The organism is Enhygromyxa salina, assembly GCF_000737335.2.
GTDB lineage: Bacteria > Myxococcota_A > Polyangia > Nannocystales > Nannocystaceae > Plesiocystis > Plesiocystis salina_C.
This window is the reverse complement of record NZ_JMCC02000029.1, coordinates 214491-233657: the sequence shown is the minus strand read 5'-3', so window position 1 is coordinate 233657 and position 19167 is coordinate 214491. Positions and strand designations below refer to the sequence as shown.

At 67.4% G+C, this 19167-nt stretch carries 14 protein-coding genes; 6 read left to right on the top strand and 8 right to left on the bottom strand.

From position 1 onward, the window contains the following. Positions 1-6 precede the first annotated feature (6 nt). A complete protein-coding gene (locus DB30_RS42765) occupies positions 7-132 on the bottom strand; it encodes a hypothetical protein (RefSeq protein WP_276204356.1) in 126 nt (41 codons plus the stop codon). Beyond that, positions 129-2738, bottom strand: a complete 2610-nt coding sequence (locus DB30_RS13080) for an alanine:cation symporter family protein (protein WP_165703740.1) — start codon at positions 2736-2738, stop codon at positions 129-131. Before DB30_RS13080 ends, DB30_RS42765 begins: the two co-directional genes overlap by 4 nt. A 937-nt stretch (positions 2739-3675) precedes the next feature. Here DB30_RS13080 and DB30_RS13075 point away from each other — a divergent pair. Next, complete coding sequence (locus tag DB30_RS13075) at positions 3676-5838, top strand: hypothetical protein (protein WP_146658656.1); 2163 nt, start codon at positions 3676-3678, stop codon at positions 5836-5838. On the opposite strand, the gene DB30_RS13070 is transcribed toward DB30_RS13075, so the two are convergent. The 3 genes from DB30_RS13070 to DB30_RS13060 form a co-directional block, all read right to left on the bottom strand. Next, positions 5760-6350, bottom strand: a complete 591-nt coding sequence (locus DB30_RS13070) for a hypothetical protein (RefSeq protein ID WP_052548746.1) — start codon at positions 6348-6350, stop codon at positions 5760-5762. The genes DB30_RS13075 and DB30_RS13070 overlap by 79 nt on opposite strands. Beyond that, positions 6347-8800 (bottom strand): pyruvate formate lyase family protein, encoded by a 2454-nt coding sequence (locus tag DB30_RS13065; RefSeq protein ID WP_052548745.1) that lies wholly within the window; start codon positions 8798-8800, stop codon positions 6347-6349. Before DB30_RS13065 ends, DB30_RS13070 begins: the two co-directional genes overlap by 4 nt. A 220-nt stretch (positions 8801-9020) precedes the next feature. After that, on the bottom strand, positions 9021-9611 hold the full coding sequence (locus tag DB30_RS13060; RefSeq protein ID WP_052548744.1) for a class I SAM-dependent methyltransferase: 591 nt from the start codon (positions 9609-9611) through the stop codon (positions 9021-9023). Positions 9612-9767: 156 nt separating this feature from the next. Here DB30_RS13060 and DB30_RS13055 point away from each other — a divergent pair, with 156 nt between their 5' ends. Continuing rightward, positions 9768-11123: a Vgb family protein gene (locus DB30_RS13055; protein WP_146658654.1), complete on the top strand. Its 1356-nt coding sequence runs from the start codon at positions 9768-9770 to the stop codon at positions 11121-11123. Positions 11124-11340: 217 nt separating this feature from the next. Here DB30_RS13055 and ribA read toward each other — a convergent pair whose 3' ends face one another. Further along, on the bottom strand, positions 11341-11943 hold the full coding sequence (gene ribA / locus DB30_RS13050; protein ID WP_052548742.1) for a GTP cyclohydrolase II: 603 nt from the start codon (positions 11941-11943) through the stop codon (positions 11341-11343). 1 nt (position 11944) lies between these two features. Further along, on the bottom strand, positions 11945-12709 hold the full coding sequence (locus tag DB30_RS13045) for a Fic family protein (protein WP_052548741.1): 765 nt from the start codon (positions 12707-12709) through the stop codon (positions 11945-11947). 148 nt (positions 12710-12857) lie between these two features. Between DB30_RS13045 and rsmH the strand changes: the two genes are divergently transcribed. The 3 genes from rsmH to DB30_RS13030 are packed head-to-tail and all read left to right on the top strand — an operon-like array spanning position 12858 to position 16671. After that, the gene (rsmH, locus tag DB30_RS13040) at positions 12858-13817 is read left to right on the top strand and encodes a 16S rRNA (cytosine(1402)-N(4))-methyltransferase RsmH (RefSeq protein WP_052548740.1); all 960 of its coding nucleotides are present in this window, start codon (positions 12858-12860) and stop codon (positions 13815-13817) included. After that, the gene (locus DB30_RS13035) at positions 13814-14395 is read left to right on the top strand and encodes an FtsB/FtsL family cell division protein (protein WP_052548739.1); all 582 of its coding nucleotides are present in this window, start codon (positions 13814-13816) and stop codon (positions 14393-14395) included. The genes rsmH and DB30_RS13035 overlap by 4 nt, the downstream gene beginning before the upstream one ends. Further along, a complete protein-coding gene (locus DB30_RS13030) occupies positions 14395-16671 on the top strand; it encodes a penicillin-binding protein (RefSeq protein ID WP_052548738.1) in 2277 nt (758 codons plus the stop codon). The genes DB30_RS13035 and DB30_RS13030 overlap by 1 nt, the downstream gene beginning before the upstream one ends. 387 nt (positions 16672-17058) lie before the next feature. Here DB30_RS13030 and DB30_RS13025 read toward each other — a convergent pair whose 3' ends face one another. Then, positions 17059-18138 carry a methyltransferase gene (locus tag DB30_RS13025; RefSeq protein WP_052548737.1) on the bottom strand — a complete coding sequence of 360 codons (1080 nt, stop codon included), beginning with the start codon at positions 18136-18138 and terminating at the stop codon, positions 17059-17061. Positions 18139-18524: 386 nt separating this feature from the next. Between DB30_RS13025 and DB30_RS13020 the strand changes: the two genes are divergently transcribed. Continuing rightward, on the top strand, positions 18525-19151 hold the full coding sequence (locus tag DB30_RS13020; protein WP_052548736.1) for a glutathione S-transferase family protein: 627 nt from the start codon (positions 18525-18527) through the stop codon (positions 19149-19151). Positions 19152-19167 lie beyond the last annotated feature (16 nt).

Genomic DNA, 19167 nt, shown 5'->3' with positions numbered 1-19167 from the left:
AGCGACCTAAAAGCCGCAGAACGCCTCGGCTTCACTCGGGGTCGCGACCAGGCCAGCGCCGACGGCCCCAGCCGTCAGACAAGTCAGGAAGGTCAGTAGGCGCTGGCGGAGGTGCGACGCGGGCTGGGTCATGCGCTGGGTGGTTCGGGCGATTTGAGCGGGCGGGTCCGGATCAGCAAGACGAGCAGACCCAGGCCGTGCAGCGTGACCAGGCCCAACATTGCGTAGTCGGCGATCGTGAGGATCGGCAGCACCGTGAGCGTGGCCCCGGCCAACCCGGCGACCAAGAACACGACGCGAAACCCAACCCCGGCGCCGCGACCAAACGCGAAGTCGGCCGCGCGCGCGCCGTAGCCCCCCCACGCGATCATGGTTGTCAGCGCCAAGATCAGCACGCTGACCGACAGCAACAGCGCGCTGCTGCGCTTGACCTCCATGCGTGACGCCCAGCCCACGCGCTCGAGCCCCTCGCCCGAGACGTAGGGCCCTTCCATGAACGGCGCGAGCTCGGCGGGGTGCGGCGTGTAGAGCTCACCGCGGGAGCCCTGCGGCTCGCCGTAGGGGTGCACGGCGACGAGCGTGCGACGATCCGACAGCGGCCCGGCGAGCGAGCTGCGATCCAGGCCCAGGCGGCTCAGGTAGCTGCTAGACGCCGGGAACCGGGCGCCGGCGTGAACCTCGACCTCGAGCCGCTGCGGGGGCGGCAACAGGTACGGGCCCGTGTAGGCGCGCCAGCGATCCGCCTTGGCGAAGTCCGCGATGTCCTTGCGGCCGCTCAAGAAGCGAAGGGTGCCGTCGACCAAGGTCGCGCTGACGGGGATCAGCAGGTCTTTGCTTGGATCGGTCTTGTGGCGGATCACCGCCGTGGTGGTGTCGGCCAAGAACGCCCAAGGTGGCGTCATCAGCTCGCCCGAAGTCAGCAGGTGGCCGAACTCCATGCCGCGCGGGGGCGGACGAAACTCCATCTGAATCCGCGCGCCGATCGGGGCCTCGAAGCCCTCGCGGGCGACCATGGCCAGCGGCGGCCGGGCCTCGCCGTTGTCGAAGTAGGGCCCACGAAACGCCGCCGACGGCACCGTGGTCCGCAGACTCAGCGGCCGGTAAGGCGGCGGGTCGACCTCGAACAGCGCGTGGTGAACGCCCCAGCGGGTCTGGAACATCTTGGTCACGAGACCTTCGAAGCGAAAGTCACCGAACACCGCGTAGGGGCCGTCGCGGGTCTTGGACAAGCGGTACAGATCCACGCTCTCGTCAACCGGTGTCAGGCGGACGAACTGCTGGCCTTCGGCGCCGAGCACCTCGTTCTTGACCGGGATCCGCAGATCATAGGCCGCGTGCATGCCCCGCGCGGCGTTGCGATCGTGAAACACGACCTCGCGGATCAGCTCGGTCTCTTCGGCGAGCCCGAGCACCAAGGATTTTTGACCTTCGCGGGCAGGCACCTTCATGCCGCGGGGGCTCGCGCGCATGACCATGGGGTAGACATGATCCTCGAGCATGCCTTCGCTGTCGTCGGTCGCGCCCTCGGGGGCGATCGCGTCGATCGGCAGCACCACGGTCTGCCCAGCCTGCAAGCTGGCCGCCGTTCCCCGCGCCTGCGGGCGCTCGAGCGGGGCCCACAGCGCGACCACGCGCTTGCGATCATCGGGGCTCAGGCGCTCGAGATCACCATCGCCAAGGACCGCCGCGATCTCGATGAGCTCGGCGTCGCTGGCCAGGCGCTCATCGGCGCTGGCCAGCCGCTCGCCGGGCTCGTCAACCCGCTGGTTGACCCATGGGGTCGAGGTCAGCGCCACGATCGCGGTCAGCGTGGGGACCACGATGCCGCTGATCAACGGGGCCAACATCGCAGCGGCAGCCGCGGCTTCGGGGCGCTTGGCGGCGTCGGCTTGGGGCGTGAACCCGACGCTGCCGATCCCCGCCTCGGTCGCCAAGGTCCCGCGCAAGAAGCCAACCTGCAGCGCCATCAGCAACCCGCCGCCAGCGGCCCCGCCCGCGAGCTCGGCTGGGGTCGCGCCGCGCATGCCCGAGATGATCTGCGAGAGCGCCGCGCCGGGGTCCCCGGGCGAGCGCACGATCATCAGGATCACCGCGAGCACGTAGAGCGCGACCGCCACAGGCCCAAGCGCGACCACGAAGTCGCGCAGCTTGGGCACCAACATGCCGATCCCCGCAGCCACGACCAGGAACCCCGCGACCAGCCAGCGATCCCCGCCGAGCGTGGCCAGCAGCACGCCGCTCTGCTGGGTCTGCAGCATCGAGCCAGCCGCGACCGCGAACACCATGAAGACCAGCGAGAACAACAGCGCCAGCGTCTGCCCCGAGATCAGGTTGGGCGCGCCCAGCCACTCGAGCGCGCGCACGTGCAAGGGCGGGATCCCATCGGCCAGGGCGTAGACCGTGCCCGCCCGCCGCTGGTCACCAACGCGACGACGAAAGCGCAGCGCGAGCATGACCTCGGCGTAGACCAGGCCCATGCCCAAGAACGAGGCGACCCACATCCAGCCGATCGCACCGGGGCCGCCAAGCTCGAGCGCCAACAACGAGCCGCCAACGCTGCCCATGCCGACGCTCGCCGCTAGGAAGCCGCGCCGCACCAGCGCCGCGTTGGGGCCAGACTTCAGCGCGCGCGGGAGCTCGCGCAGCTGCGCGAGGCCACCGAACAAGGTCACGAGCACGCCGACGGCGAGCACCGTGTAGACCAAGATCGCCTGGGCGATTGGGGTCAGGTCCATCATCCCGGAGAAGGTACACATTTTTAAACCCCCCCGGCCACCTTCGCACTTCGCCGACTGCAGCCGCTTCGCGTCTGGTCGCTTCGCTCCTCGGGGCCGTTTGTTCGCGGGGGTATGTGTGGCCCCCTAGAAGGGGGCTCGAGTGGCTTCGGCGGACGTGTACGGGTGCTTCGGCGGTCGTTTACGGGGGCTTCGCCGGTCGGGTACGGGTGCTTCGGCGGTCGTGTACGGGGGCTTCGGCGGTCGTGTACGGGTGCTTCGCCGGTCGGGTACGGGGGCTTCGGCGGTCGTGTACGGGGGCTTCGCCGGTCGGGTACGGGTGCTTCGGCGGTCGGGTACGGGGGGCTTCGCCGGTCGGGTACGGGTGCTTCGGCGGTCGTGTACGGAGGCTTTGGCGGACGTGTGTTGGGGCTTTGGCGGTCGTGTACGGGGGCTTCGGCGGACGTTTGTGGGGGCTTTGGCGGACGTTTGCGGGGGCTTTGGCGGACGTCTGCGGGGGCTTTGGCGGACGTTTGCGGGTGCTTCGGCGGTCGTGTGCGGGGGCTTCGGCGGACGTGTGCGGGGGCTTCGGCGGTCGGGTACGGGGGCTTCGGCGGACGTGTGCGGGGGCTTCGCTGGGGTGGCCACCACCGGTGCGGGGGCTTCGCTTCTTAGGGGCGGCGTCTGGTCGTTTGGCTCCTTGGGGCGATGGGTCGCGGGGGCGGCGTGGGAGAAATCTCGGGCAACGAAGTTGGCACCCGGGGGTCTGGGGGCTCTGCGCGGGCGCGCGGGTCCCGGTCGAGGGCGGCGACCTCTGGTGCGTGGCGGACCGCGCTGGTGTGGCGAGCGGGGCGAGGCCGCAAAGCCAGCGGTGTGGCGGGGGGCTGGCCGCTCAGCTTGCGCGGGGCGTTCGGGATCAAACGTGTTTCACTACACGACGCCCTCGCGCTGGTATGAGCATATGCAAGCAAGAATTCGTGGGAAGATCACCGAACTCGAAGGTGGCCTTGGGGTGCCTGGGGTCGTCATTGAGGCGTTTGACAGGGGGCGGCTCTACGATCACCGCATCGGGCAGGTGCTCTCGGGCGTCGATGGGGGCTACGAGCTCCACTATGAGCGCGAGCGGATATTGGGGGTGTTCTCGCGAAGTACCCACGTCTACTTGGTGCTCAAGACGGTCGCGGGTCGCGTCCTGCACACCACGCAATCTGTCACGCGCTTCCACGCGACGGCCGAGGAGTTCATCGACGTGGCGCTGCCGGGCGAGGTCGTGCGCGGGGCCGGGCTCGCGCTGGCGTCGCCGGTTCCGCTGATCTCCACCGAGCGCCTGGCGGTCCTGCCCTGTCTAGACGACGCCAGGCCGCGGGATCCCTTGGCGACCCAGATCCGCGCCGATCTGTCCGCGGCCGGCTCGGTGCTCGGGCTCATGAAGCGCTACATGACCGATCTCGTTGGCGACCGGAACAACAACGCGCTGCCGCTGCGCAAGCTGTGCAAGCTGTTCAAGCTGGGCGCGGTGCCCGAGCGCTTGGCCGGCCACTACTACGGCGTGACCTTGGGCCTGCGAACGGGTGACCTGCCCGAGCCGCTGGCCGATTTTGGCAACCTGCTGGGGTGCGTCTGGGGTTCGGCGGTCGGCGAGAATCGGGCCTGGTCTGGCGAGACCTTCACGCCCATGAGCGACGGGGATCGCCATCAGATCACGGGCAAGGTCGTGCCCGACGACGTGCCGATGTACCGGGGGACCAACCACTTCAAGATCATCGACCACGCGCCGATCAACCTGGCCGGCAACGCGCTCATCAACTTCATGTGGCACCTGGCCGACGCCCCCACGGATCAGCGACTGCGCTACGGGCATCAGCGCGACGGCGGTCACTGTGTGGCCCACCGCGCGGCCTCGGTCTACCCCGGCACCCCGCGCCAGGTGATGCGGCTCAACTATCGGTTCTCTGGGCTTGGCAACCACCCGCCCTTGCCCCACCTGATCACCGAGCTGGTCGAGATCGCGCCGGGCATCTTGCTTGGCCAGCTGGCCGTGGCGACCGCGGGGCTGCTCGAGACCTACGATCCAACCGCCGAGGACGCTGCCTACCACTATCAACACTGCGGCTTCGTCCTGCTGTTCGAAGCGTCGCTGAATGTCGTCGCGCGTGAGCTGTTCCCGCACCTCGAGATCCCGCAGGCCGCGATCGTGACGCGCGTGGTCGGACACCCGCCCCCGCGCGTCCCGGCCCAACTCGCGGCCCAACCCGCGGCCCAACCCGCAGAGAAGTTCACGACCTTGACCCTCGCCGCGTCACCGCCGGCTTCCGCCGCTGAGCTGCTCACGCAGGTCCGTCACGATCTGGGCGACGCCGCCACGATCTTGCAGCTGCTCCAGTCCTACAGCGACGCCCTGAACCACACGCCAACCACGGGCTCGACGATCTTCGCCAAGCTCCGAGCGCTGCACGACGCTGGGATCCCGCCGCAATACATGAACGGCTACTACCACGCCGCGCTGATCTCGTGGGTGTCGCCCGGCCTGCTTGGGAGCCTGGGTGTCAACAGCCTCAACCTCGCGTGGCGCTTGTGTCGAGGGTTCTCGCCGTGGACGGGCAAGCGCTTCGATCCGGTCGAGCCCAGGCGGCTGCTCGCGCGCTCGGACGGGCACGAAGGCTTGGACGTGCCGACCCAGCTGTGCAGCAACACGCTGGCGTTTCGAACCCGACGCGAGCGGCTTGCTCGTGGCGCGCTGAAGCTCATGCGGTCGAAGTTCGAGCCCGCCTCGGCGAGTGACAAGCGCGAACACGGCTATGAGGCCAAGACCTCGTTCAGCATCGGCAGGCGGGCACCGAGCGTCGACCCGGCCAAGCATGGCGCGCTGGTGTATCAGTGCAATTATCGCTGGAAGGGCCTGCACAACCCGCTGCCGGAGTCGCTGCGGATCGACGAGCTGGTTCAGATCGCCGACGGGCTGTACCTTGGCCAGGTCTACTACGCGACGAAGGCGTTGGTGCCGTGGAGTCCCAACACCGCCCCCGCGTCCTACGGCTACCACCTCTACGAGTACTTTCTTCTGATGGATCCGCAGTGGCAGGCGCTGCGCATGTCGCTGGGATTCGACCTCGACAACGCGTGAATCAGGCAGCGTCCAGACTTGGGGCGCTGGGACTCGAGCCCCGGCGCTGGCGCGAACTTCAGCTGCAGATGCTTGGCCATGTGCGCCAGCTTCCGCAGGTAGTTGGGGTTGCCAACATACGAAACTTCGTTGTCGACGATCGAGCCGATGAGATCGAGCCTGTCATTGAACAAGAAGTTCGCTAGCGCATCATTGTCCGTGAACGTGACGATGACGTCGGGCGTGGTGATTGCGCTGGCGGACACCCGCATGCGCCCGCCGGCGAAGCTGACCGCCAGCTGCGCCGGGTGGTCCACCCGCTGAAACACATACGAGACGTTGTACGCCGCGATGCCCTGGCGATAGCGGCGATCCACCAACAGCGCCAGGCCCATGACTTGAAACAAGCCGTCGAGCAGCCCTTCGCGCGAGTCGGACTCGAGGCATGCGATGAACCTTGGCGCCACGCGATTGAGCCAAAACCCGGCCCACAGCGCATGCAAGCGGGCGATCAGGCCGTGCAAGCCGATCACAGCGGTCCCCAGTCCGCAAACCGTCCGCCCTCTCGCCACCAGGTGGGCAGCGGAGCCGCGGCGCCCGTCGCGAGGTGATACTGCGTCTGTGAGATCAGCTCTTCTTTCATGGGTACGCTCAGATCGTTGAAATAGGCGGTATGGCCCGACACCTGAACGATCAGGTGTTCGTACTTGTGGGGGTGGTCCATGGCGTCGATCAGCTCCTCGTAGCTGCGAATGTTGAATTGTAGCTGGGTTCCACCCTTGCGAAAGTGGGCCTCGATGAGATCGCCCAGGCGCTCGATGTACGCGACCGGGGACTCGTCGGGGCGCCGCGGCGTACACTTGATCTCGAGCGTGGCGCCGCCCGGGATCGGCTGGCTACCCACGGCTGCGACCGCGTTGAGCACGGAGTCGAGATCGTCGACAGCCCCGGCGGTTGGGGTGAGTCCGCCGCTGAATACCTTGTGGGCCCGACGGCCGTTGGGCAGCGCGCCGCACAGCTTGCCGTGGCCTGCGTGGCTCGTCGAGGTCGCGTAGGTGGGCCAATAGCGACCGTCTCGACAATTGATGTGAGGCTGATAGACCGCATGAATACAGTCGACGAGCCGCGCCGCGTTACGCGCGGAGATCGGATCCTCGCTGCCAAACTTTGGCGGTTTGTAGCGCAGGTAATTGCGCAGGCGCGCGTGGCTGGGCCCAAAGTCCTGATGTAGCGCCGCAACCAGCTCGGCCATTGTCACGCGCCCGTCTCGAAATACCCCGACCTCGATCGCGCTGAACGAGTCGCAGACGTCGGCGAAGCCCACATGGCTCGCGCCCGACGAATTGTAGATCGCGCCCCCGCGACTCGCGTCTTGGCCGAGCTCGAGCGGACCCTCGAACAGCGCCGATCGCAGCGGCGTCGGCAGCCACTGTTGGTGAATCCGCCCAAGCGCCTGGTCGATCTCGACCACGTGCCCAACCAAGGTCCGCAGCTGGATCGTGAACGCCTCCCAAAGCTGCTCGAAGCAGGCAAAGCTGCATGGATCCGCGGTCACCGGTCCGATCTGCTCGTCCTTGGTCACCGCCGTCTTGCCCTGCAGCAGCGTGAGCTCGAGCGCCCGGGCGAGGTTCAGCATGATCGACCCACACGCCGCGAGGTCGCGACCGGCGCTGACCGGCGAGCCGCCAATCACTGCAAAGTCGCGGGCGTGGGCGCGGCGATGGCCCTGGCTGCCCAGCGCCTCGATCGCGGTGAGGTCGTTGTGGATCGCCGGGACCGCGCCGGTGTTGACGATGACCTGGACCACGCGCTGCCGATAGCTGCGATCGTTGATGTCGCAGTGAAAACGGGCGGTGACGCTGGGCTCGCGCAGCGCCATGAGCTCGGTGGTCCTCAGCAACACGTAGGTCAGATCATTGACCGCGTCGCGCCCCCGCTCATCGACGCCACCTAGCGTGACCGCAGGCGTCGAGCCGGCGCCGCCCCACAGCCGCTCGGACAGCTCGTGCACCAGCTTGGTGTTGTCGCCAAGCTTGAGCCACAGGCAGCAACACAGCTCCAGCGCCTGCTCGGGAGTCAGCACGCCGTCCTCGATGTCTCGCCGGTAAAAGGGCCACAGGATCTGGTCGAGCCGGCCGGGGCTCAGCCCAACGTTCACGTTCTCCGCGTGCAGGGCGATCTGGCACAGCCACAGCGAGTTGATCGCCTCGCGAAAGGTCCGGGCGGGCTTGGCCGGGACCTGTTCGCAGATCCGCGCGAGCGCCTCGAGCTCGGCGCGGCGCGTGGCATCGGCGGTGTCACGCGCGCTCGACCGCGCGACGCTAGCGAGCTTGTTGGCGTGCTCGATCGCCCCTTGCAGCGCGATCTGAACCGACTGATAGAACCAGATCTGATCGCGGATCTCGGGGCCCCTGGTCGCGTCGAGCACCCGCTCGCGCCCGCGGGCCTCGGCGATGATGCCCTCCATGCCCTCGCGCAGCACCCGTTCATAGGCCGGAACGCAGCGCGAGATCCCGTTGACCTCGCCGCTGCTGAAGAACGCCAGCCGCTCGAGCAGGCGCAGGCTGACCGGCGACGGGCTGCCCACGCGAGCCCGCAGGCGCTCGATCGCCGGCTTGTCGATCCAATGGGGGAACACCTGCAGGTCCAGGATCTCTGCGTCCGCCGGGCTCAGCAGCTGGGGGTTGACCTTGCGCGCGCCAATGACCTCGAGCTCGGGCCAGATCATCAGGCCGTCGAACTCCGGGTAGATCGGCGCGCCGATCGGCTTGGAGGTGGTCGAGCCCGCGAGCAAGTTGTCGTCGTGGATCGTGACCTCGCGGTGGGCGAGGTAATGGCGGACTCGCCTGGCGACCAGCAGCTGCGGCGGCTCGTCGCGGTTGGCGAGCTGCGTCATGAATTGGGTGATTAGCTGCGCGCGCTCGATGCAGATCTCGGTTGGGGTCGCGAGGTGTCGGGCCCGCAGCCGCAGGATCCGGGGCATTCTGTCCAAGGTTGTTAGCGACAACCGCTCGCACAGCGATCCTGCGGCGATCCCAAGATCGGGGATGGTGTCGCGAACATTCGAACGCATCGGGCTCCGGGCGCTTGCGCCCATGAGACAGCTTGGAACCCCAAGCACCCAGAGTCACGCAACTGGGTGCACGCGGGTTGTTCGGGCTTTGTGCGGCCACGCCGTGAATTTTGCGGAGCGCTCGCGCTGCTCAGCCCCGCTCGAGATCGTAGAGGACAACCGTTGTGTCCTTGGGCAAGAACAGCCCACCTCCGCAGCTGACAAAGTGGGGAGCAAGTGCTCGCCGGTACCATTCGACTGTCCGTAAGTACACATCCCCATCGGTGCGCGACTGATCACAGCTGTTCGCCCAGTCAGCCTTCGTCACCACCTCGAGGTACATCGCCTGGCCGGTGTGGCGGGCGAGATTGCGGATCGCCACACGCGCCTGATTGGCGGGCAAGTACTGAAGCACGCTCTGGCACACAACCAGATCCGCGGTGCGTCCGTGCTCGTAGTCAACGGCCGAGCCGTGCGCCCAACCGTGCACACCACACAGATACTCGCTGAATTCGACCCCGTGGTAGTGGCGCAGCCCCGGAATCGCCCGCTGCAGCGGCGCACGCCACAGTCCCATCCCGCAGCCAAAGTCGAGCACCTCGCGGACCTCGATCTGAAGGTGGTCGAGATACGCGCAGACAAACCGAACCAGCCGCTCGATCGACTCCTCGCTGCACACGCGGGTGTCGGGGTCGCCGTAAAAGCGCTCGTAGAAGCCCGCGTCGAACCGACGATCCGCCATGCGGCCTGCAGCATATCGCGGCGACCGCCCAAGGCGGGTGGCCTCGAGGCCAGGTGGGGGCCCCTGGCACTCGATGATCCTCACGTGTCGAAACTGCGTGCCAAAATTTTCATGGTTGTGGTGTCGCGCTCGTTGCCGCAGGCGTATAGTCCCCGAATGCGTAATTTACCGCTTTGTGTGGTCCTGGTCGGCGCGGTCGGCAGCACCGGATGTGGCGATCCCACCGCGCGCCCTGGCGCCGACGAGGGCGAGGCCTCGGGCCTGACGACCGTCGCCGCCGAGACCGGTGAGAGCAGCGACACCGACTCGGACCCGAATCCGACGACCACCAGCAGCACCACCACCGCCACTGACACGGACGGCGAGCCCAAGTTCGATCTTGGCCCGCTGCCGGACAGCGGCATGGACTGTGGCGGCGGCGGCATGGGCATGGGCATGGGCGAGTTCAGCTACATCTGGATCGCCAACTCGACGCAGGGCACGGTCTCCAAGATCGAGACCGTCAGCACGATCGAAGAGGGGCGCTACGCCGTCACCAACGATCTCTCGATGCAGTCGTCGCGGACCTCGGTCAACCAATACGGCGACGTCGCGATCGGCCACCGCTTCTCACCGCGGGTGACCAAGGTCGCCGCGCGCATGGAGAACTGCGTCGACAAGAACAACAACGGCATGATCGACACCTCGGGCGGCCCGGGCGACGTCCGCCCCTTCCTCGAGGACGAGTGCACGCTGTGGTCGATCGATCTGCCCGCGCAGTCCAACGGCACCCGCGCGGTCGCGTGGGAGGGCGGCAGCATCGACCCCGACACCTGCGAGAACACGATCCCCAACCCGCGCCTGTGGGTCGGCTACGGCTCGAACCCACTCGAGGTCTACCGTCTCGACGGCGACACCGGTGCGGTGCTCGACCACGCGCAGGTGCCATCGTCTGGGTTTGTGTACGGCGGAGCGGTCAACGCCGACGGCGACTTTTGGGTCTCGGATCGCTCGGGGCGCACGCTGTCCAAGGTCGACGCCGAGACCCTCGAGGTCTCGGTCTACCCGGTCCCCGGCAGCCAGGCCTACGGCATGGGCATGGACCAGAACGGGCACCCCTGGATCGCAACGCATAGCGGTGGGGTTGGGGACTTCGTGTATCGCTTTGATCCCGACCTAGAGACCTTCGTGTCGGCGGGCGGAACCAGCGGGCGCTATCGCGGGATGAACATCGACCGCGAGGGCCGGGCCTGGGTCGCGGGCAACTCACCTTGTCGGCTCGCGCTGTTTGATGCGGTGCAAGAGACGGTGATCAACGACGCGATCGAGCTGCCCGGGTGTGTGGATCCCGTGGGGGTCAGCGTGGATCGTGATGGATACGTCTGGGTCGTGGATCGCGGCGCCAGCGTGGCATGGAAGATCGATCCCAACTTTCACATTGTGGTGGGGACGGTCAATGGTCTCGTCAATCCGTATACTTACTCGGACATGACTGGGCAGGGCTTGAACTTGGTCGTCAACCCCCCGGGCTGACGCCTGGGAGCTACCTGTACGGAGCTACAAACGAAAGCGACCGCTGCTGCAGACGAGCCCCCCTCGGGGGGCCAATACACGACTGCGAACAAACGGCCGGCCCGACGAGGGAGCGAAGCGACCGAACGGACGCGAAGCGACCGAACGGACGCGAAGCGACCGAACGGACGCGAAGCGTCCGCATTCGGCAAAGTGGAAAGCGCCCGCGGGGGGGCTATTACAGAACGTGGCCCATTTTGGCTTTTTTGGTGCGCAGGTACTGGACGTTTTCGTCGCGGGGTTCGCTGACGATCGCTTCGCGGGAGACGACTTGGATGCCGTTGCTGCGCAGACCTTCGACCTTGAGCGGGTTGTTGGTGTGCAGCACGATCGACTCGACCTCGAGCGCGTGGATCATCGCAGCGGCCAGGTCATAGCGGCGCATGTCGCCGTCGAAGCCCAGGTGCAAGTTGGCTTCGAGGGTGTCGTAGCCGCCGTCTTGCAGCTCGTAGGCGCGGACCTTCTCGGCGATGCCGATGCCGCGGCCTTCTTGGCGCATGTAGATGATCAGGCCGAGTTGATCCGCGGCGATGCGATCGAGCGCGAGCTCGAGTTGGTCGCGGCAGTCGCAGCGAAGCGAGCCGAACACATCGCCAGTCAGGCACTCGGAGTGGACACGGGTGGGGACCTCGGCGGCGCCGGCGATGTTGCCGCAGACGACGGCGACGTCGTCCAGCCTTCGACCCTCGACGTCCGTGAACGACACGACCTCGAGATCCCCGTGGCGCGAGGGCAAGCTTGCGCGGGCGTAGACCCGAACGACCGGTGTGCTCGAGAGCACGTCAGAAGTCCCGGCTCGAGTCGACAATGCCCTGGTAGAGCCTGTTGCTGGCAACCATTCCCTCGCTGATCGAGCTGACTACCAACTCCAGTAGCTCATCTTGGTCCCGCTGCAAGGTATCGTAGTAGCGGTGCCGATCCACGTGGTGGATGATCGCGGGCCAGTAGCTCTCGTTGATCAGGATGTGGTTCATCGCCAGGCGGGCGACGCGTCCGCTGATCTCTGGCCACGGGAGGATTCGAATGACCTCGCGGTGGACTTCGCACGCGAGCTCGATCGGGTGGGCACGCTTGCACTCCTCCGTGCGAAACCAATCCGTCAGCTTGCGCATCCGGTAGCTGATCTTGTCAGCCTGCGCGAGCTCGTGAAAATACATGCGGTGGATCGGGTTGTCCTTGCGGTACTGAACCTGATCCTTCTTGTCGGCCGGCAGCAGGATCTGATGCAGCCGCTTGAGCCAGTCGAGGTTGAGGCTGAGCCGCTTGCCGCGTGACTGCAGGATGTAGTCGATGCCCTCGTACAGCGACGAGATGTGGTTGTACCCGGGGATCAGCGCGGGAGTGCTGATGATCTCTGGGTCGATCGCGGCCTTGATCTCGGCGACCGAGAGCACGGTGCCCTCGAGCGCGAAGTCGTGGAAGATCCACGACATCCGAAACCGCTCGTCGAACGCGGCGCGCTGCCGTGGACCGAGCATTCCAAGCTTCTCGAGCAGCAGCTCCGAAGCCTCGTGCAACTGGCGAAAATTCCTGGTTCGCGGCGCCATCGGGCTTTCTTCGTATCTCGAACCCCCATAGCGGGGGTGGCGGAACCTACTCGCCGGTTTTGGTGGGGTCAACTCTCTGGGGTCTAAGTCTTCGTCATTCCAGCGAAAATTTTGACCCTGTGGCGACCTGCTGGCACGAGGGAGGACAGTGCCAGAGTTCCACGTCAGCGTGCTCGCGCGACAGCTGTGCGACGCGGTTGTGCCCGCGATTGACGCACATCCAGACCAGACGGTCGTCGACGCGACCTGCGGCGCGGGCGGGCACACCCACGCGATCCTGCAGCGAAGCCGCCCTGCCCGGGTGATCCTGCTGGACCAGGATCCGGCCGCGCTCGCCCACGCCAAGACGCGACTGTCCGGCGCCGACTGCCCGATCGAGTTTCGCCAAGCACGCTTCTCCGCGCTCGACGCTGTTCTGGACGAGCTGAACATCCCGCAGATCTCCGTCTTGATCGCGGACATCGGAGTATCCTCACACCAGCTCGACACCGGCGCCCGCGGATTTTCGTTCCGCGAAGACGCGCCGCTCGACATGCGCATGGACCCAACCGCGGGGCGCACGGCGGCGCAGGTGCTCGAGACGATCGAGGTCGGCGAGCTCGCGGATCTGCTGCGCCGATATGGCGAGGAGCCCGAAGCGCGACGGGTGGCGGCGGCGATCGTGGCGGCCCGGCCGACGACGACCGGAGCGCTCGCGTCGGTGGTCGAGAACGCGATGTCAGGTCGCGCGCGCCGCCTGCTCGGCAAGCGGATCCACCCGGCGACGCGGACCTTTCAAGCGCTGCGGATCTTCGTCAACCGCGAGCTCGAAGAGCTCGACGCGCTGCTCGAGCATGGGCCGGCGCGCCTGTGTGTGGGCGGGCGCATGGCGGTGATCAGCTTCCACTCCCTCGAGGATCGGCGGGTCAAGCGTCGCTTCACCGCGCTCACCCGCGCGCCCGAGCTCCCGCGCGGGCTGCCAATGACCGCCGCCGAGCTGCCCCGCGCCAGCTTCGCGATCCCGGCTGGGTTTCCCCGTCGGGGCGCGCAGGCGGACCAAGACGAACTCGACCGCAACCCTCGCTCGCGCAGCGCGCGACTGCGGGTGATTGAACGCGTGATGCCATGAACCTGCTACGTCGCCGCCCCTCCAACGATCCCGGCTTGTCGGAGCCCACGAGCACCGTGGTGGTTCTGCCTCGCTCGCGCCGACGCGGACCCACGAACGACGCCGCGGCCGAGCGACTGCGACGCAAGCAGGCCAAGGTCGCGGTCGAAGATGGCCGACCGCACGGGTGGGGGCGGGCCGAAGATCCCGACGCGCACGCCTCTGACAGGCTCGGCTTCTTGGGCCGCCGCCGGGCCAACGGCACGCCGCTGCTGTTGTTCACCGTGCTCGCGGTGCTCACCGGGGTTGGCTTGGCCCGGGTCGAGTCGCGGATCGAGATCCTCGACGTCGCCAACGAGATCACCGAGCTCAGCGGGGATCAGCAGCGCTTGCTGGATCGCAAGCGACGGCTCGAGACCGAGCGCGCGTACCTGCGTCGACCGGCGCGGGTCAGCGATCAGGCGACCGAGCGACTGGGCATGGAGCCGGCGCCACCCGAGCGAATCCAACGGATCGAGCTGCTGCCCGCCGCGCTGCCAGAGCCCGAGCCTGCCGATGAGCCCGACCAACCCGACCAGTCCGAAGGGTCGAATCCGTGATGAGCAAGGTCCGCCGCAACATTGATCTGATCGCCAAGCATGGGCTTGGCCTGCTTCGCAAGGGGAAGCCCGTGAAGCCCGTGAAGCCCGTGAAGCTCGAAGCTTCGGACGCTCCGGACAGCTCGAGCGCCAAGCCGGCGCCTCCCACCAAGGCCGGATGGTTCGCGAGCCGGGGTCGCGGTGACGCACCCCGGGCTCGACGGCCCCGCATGCCGGATCTGTCCGAGCTGCCCCAGCTTCCCCAGCTTCCCCAGCTTCCAGAGATGGCGAGCGACATCCGCTCGATCCGGCGCCGCTCGGCGATCGTCGGCGGCCTCGTGATCGCCGGATTGCTGGGCATGGGCTGGCGCAGCTGGACGATCGCCGTCGAGCACCACGCCGAGTACGCGGCCCAAGGCAACCGCCAGCAGCTGCGCACCTACACGCTCGCGGCCAGCCGCGGCAACGTGGTCGACCGCAACCATATCTCGCTGGCGGTCAATGATCGGCTCGAGCGGATTGTCATGAACCCGCGGCTGATCCGGGCCTACGACAAGCAAGACAAAGTCCTCGAATTCCTGCTGTCCATGTTTGGCCCCGAGCACGCCGACTACATCGTCAGCGAGCTCGAGCGCGACAAGGCCTATCGCAAGCTTCGGCTGCCGCTCGACGAAGACAAGGTCGCGGCTGTGCGCGCGGCCAAGCTGCCGGGGATCCGGCTCGAGCAAGATCCCCATCGCGTCTATCCGCGTGGGTCACTCGCGGCCCACGTGCTCGGCCGCGTCAACGCCCAAGGCCAGGGCAACCTTGGCGTCGAGCTGGGTCTCAACAACGACTTGGCGGGGCGCGCGGCCAGCTCGCCGGCTTACTACGCGGCGTTTGGCGGGGTCGGCCACAAGCTGCTCGTGGACGGCCACCCCGACCATGGGATCTCGCGGGGCCACACGGTCGTGCTGACGATCGACTCGGCGATCCAGGCGATGGCCGAGCAAGAGATCGACACCCTGGTCCGCAACTGGCACCCGGTCGGGGCCAGCGTGATCGTGCTCGATCCCGCCAGCGGAGAGATCCTGGCCCTCGCCAATCGGCCAACCTTTGATCCGAACCACCCAGTCGCCAGCACCTCGCAGACGGTCAACCTCGCGGTCCAGCACGCCTACGAGCCGGGCTCGACGCTCAAGGCGATCACCGTCGCGGCCGCGCTCGAGCAGGGCACGATTCGCGCGGACCAGACTTTCTTCTGCGAAGAGGGGCGCTGGCAGTACACGCCGCGTCACGCGATCCGCGACACCAAGAGCAAGGGCTGGCTCGACGTCACCGAGATCCTCGCGGTCTCCTCCAACATCTGCACGACCAAGATCTACGAGACCTTGGGTAAAGAGTCGCTGTATCGCTGGATCCGTCGGTTCCACTTTGGTGACCGACCGGATGTCCAGCTGCCCGCCGTGAGCCCCGGCATGGTCGCCGACTGGCGCAAGTGGTCCGACATCCAGGCCGCCAACGTCAGCTTTGGCCAGGGCATGAGCGCGAGCCCGCTGCAGGTCGCCGCTGCGTTCGCGGCCCTGGCCAACGGCGGCGTCTACCGGGCCCCAACCATCGTCTCGCAGGTGTTCGACGCCAACAACGAGGTCGTGTGGGACCACGAGGTCGACGGGGTCGAGGGTGAGCGGATCGTCCGCAAGGCGACCGCCGACACCGTGCTCGAGATGCTGACCGCTGTGGTCGAGACCCGCGAGGGCACGGGCAAGAAGGCCAAGATCGAGGGCTACGAGGTCGCGGGGAAGACCTCGACGGCACAAAAGGCCAACCCCGAGGGTGGCTACTTCGAGGATCAGTACTACGCCAGCTTCATCGGCGCGGTGCCGGCCAACGGACCCCGGCTGGTGATCCTGGTCTCCGTCGACAACCCCGAGGGCGGCCACTACGGCAACGAGGTCGCCGCCCCCACCTTCGCGCGGCTTGGCGCGCGGGTGCTCGCGTACATGGGCGTCCCGGGCAAGGACGGCAAGCTCCCGGTGCCCGACGCGATCGCGCTGGCCGAGGACGCGCCGGCGCTCGTCGAGGGCTTCATCCCGGATCTGGATGTGCAGCCGGCGTTGCCAGGCCGCAGGCCGGTCGAGTTCACGACGGGGCTGCCGGACTTCACCGGGCTCACGCTCACGCAGGCCCTGGCTGAAGCCGAGAAGGCCCACGTGGAGCTGCAGGCGAGCGGCACCGGGCTGGCGGTCGGCCAGAGCGTCGCGCCCGGGCCCGTGCAAGCCGGGGCCGAGGTGATCGTGCACTTCCAGCCGCTTTAGGCCCGAGTCGAGCGCTGCGCGCTCGACTCGGGCCTACGCTACTCGATCTTCAAGGGGGCTTTCAAAAAGCCCCCTCGCTTCGGCGGCGGAGCCCCCTTCGCTCACCCCAAACGCTCGCCTCTCGGCTCGTACTCCCCCGCGAAGCGGGCTTTCAAAAAGCCCCCTCGCTTCGGCGGCGGAGCCCCCTTCGCTCACCCCAAACGCTCGCCTCTCGGCTCGTACTCCCCCGCGAAGCGGGCTTTCAAAAAGCCCCCTTCGCTCACCCCAAACGCTCGCCTCTCGGCTCGTACTCTCCCTTCAAGCGGGCTTTCAAAAAGCCCCCTCGCTTCGGCGGCGGAGCCCCCTTCGCTCGCCCCAAACGCTCGCCTCTCGGCTCGTACTGAGCGGTCAGCTCGCGCCCTGGCGGCGGCAGCTGAGCAGCGTGTGGGCCAACCCGATGCCGTCGTGCTCGGCGTCGACCTCGAGCTCGGCTTGGCGCACGCACTCGAGGAACACGTCCGCCCGATATAGCTGGCTGTTGCCGTTGGCGAGCGCGGTGAAATACAGCGACGTCATCTGCAGGCAGAATTTCGCGGCCGCGAAGCGCTGGCGATCCCAGAAGGTCTCGAGGATGAAGATCCTGGCGTCGCCCTCGAGCGCGGCAGCGCAGCGACGCAAGATCGTGACGATCTCTGCCTCCGAGAAGCAGTCGAGGAACTGGCTCATCCAGATCACGTCGAACCCACCCGGGATCTTGGCCTGCTCATCGAGCAGATCGACGGCCAGGAACCGAACCCGATCGCTGAGCCCGGCCGCCGCGATGTTTGCCTTGGCGACGTCGAGCTGGCCGGGGAGGTCCATGATCGTGACCTCGATCTCGGGATCGTGCTGCATGCACGCGATCGCCCACTTGCCCGTGTTGCCGCCGATATCCAGCAGCCGCCGCGGCTTCGACTTCAAGACCAACGGCAGCGCGACTGGGAACGCGCTGTCGGAGTAGAAGTGATCGAACCCAAACCACGATCCCTGGACCTGCTCGGGCAGCTTGGCCAACCCGGCGTAGATCGTTGGCCACTCACCAAACACCTGCAGCCCGGCCGGCTTGCCCGTTGCGATTGCTTGATCGAGGTGGGCGATCCCGGCGTAGTTCACGTCGCGCGTGAAGTCCATGTTCGCCCGGGTCATCCCGTCGTGCTGAAGGTAGTGCGCGGTGTTGGTCAGGTGATAGCGACGCTCATCGTCCTCGGTGACCAGGCCGATCCCAAGCCCAGCTTCGAGCAGCACGCGAACGCCGTAGTGCGGCAGGCTGACTTGCTCGGCGATCTGCTCGAGCGTCAGGCCCTCGGGGCTGCTCTCGATCGCAGACAGCACCCCGCGATCACGCAGGACACACGAGGCCTGGAACACGAAGGGGGCGAACGCGATCCACTGGGCCCGCTCGAGCGCCTCCAATGCGCTGACAGACGGTTTGTTTGGTCGAGGCGTCATCGCTGGAGGCAAGGTAGCGCAATCGAGCGCGTTCGCGACCGGCGGTCGTGAGATTTTTCGGCGACGGGCTGGCACGGGCGCGCGCGAGACCTGCGGAGCCGCTGGCGGACCCATCCAGGCGCGAGCTAGACGCACCTGCCAGGATGCGGGATCGTTTGGGCGTGAGCGACAGCAGGAGAAGATCGCTCGACGCCGCCGCGCCGTGATCTGGGGCGGCGCCGGGATCCCGCGGGTCCTCGATCTTGGTGCTCGGGCTCGGACTGTGGCTGTTCACCCGCAGCGACCCCAACCTGCGCTGGCCGTGGCGCAAGGGCGGGCCAGCGCCTACGAAGCTGGCGCAACAGCGCTCGGTCTGAGCGCATCACGGGCTGCTATCATGCCCGGCGATGTCCATCGTCCTCTACCACCATCCCTGGTCGCGCGCCGCCAACACGGTGTGGATGCTCGAAGAGCTCGAGCAAGCCTACGAGCTGCGCTACGTCGACATCCTCGCTGGCGAGCAGTCGAGCGACGAGTTCCGCCAACGCAACCGGATGTCCAAGCTGCCCACGATCGTCGACGGCGACGCGGAGATCAGCGAGAGCGCTGCGATCGGCGTGTACCTGGCGGATCGCTACGGCCTGGGTCGGCTCGCGCCCGCGCTCGACGATCCCGCGCGCGGGCCCTACCTGCGCTGGTGCTTCTTCGCCCCCTCGGTGATCGAGCCCGGCTGCGCGGCGCACAGCTCGGGCTGGGAGTTCAAGCCCGGCTCGGTCGGCTGGGGCACGTGGGAGAACATGCTCGCCACGCTGGAGGACGGGATCGGCGACGGGCCGTGGCTGCTTGGGGATCGGTTCACGATGGCCGACGTGATCGTTGGCGGCACGGTCGCGTTCATGCTGAACTTCAAGATGATCGATGAGCGACCGGCCTTCGTCGCGTACGCAGAGCGGCTGAACCAGCGGCCAGCGCGGATCCGGGCGAACGAGAAGAACGCCGCGATCGCGGACGCCCACGGGTTGAAGCAGTCGTAGGGCGAAGATGGCGGGC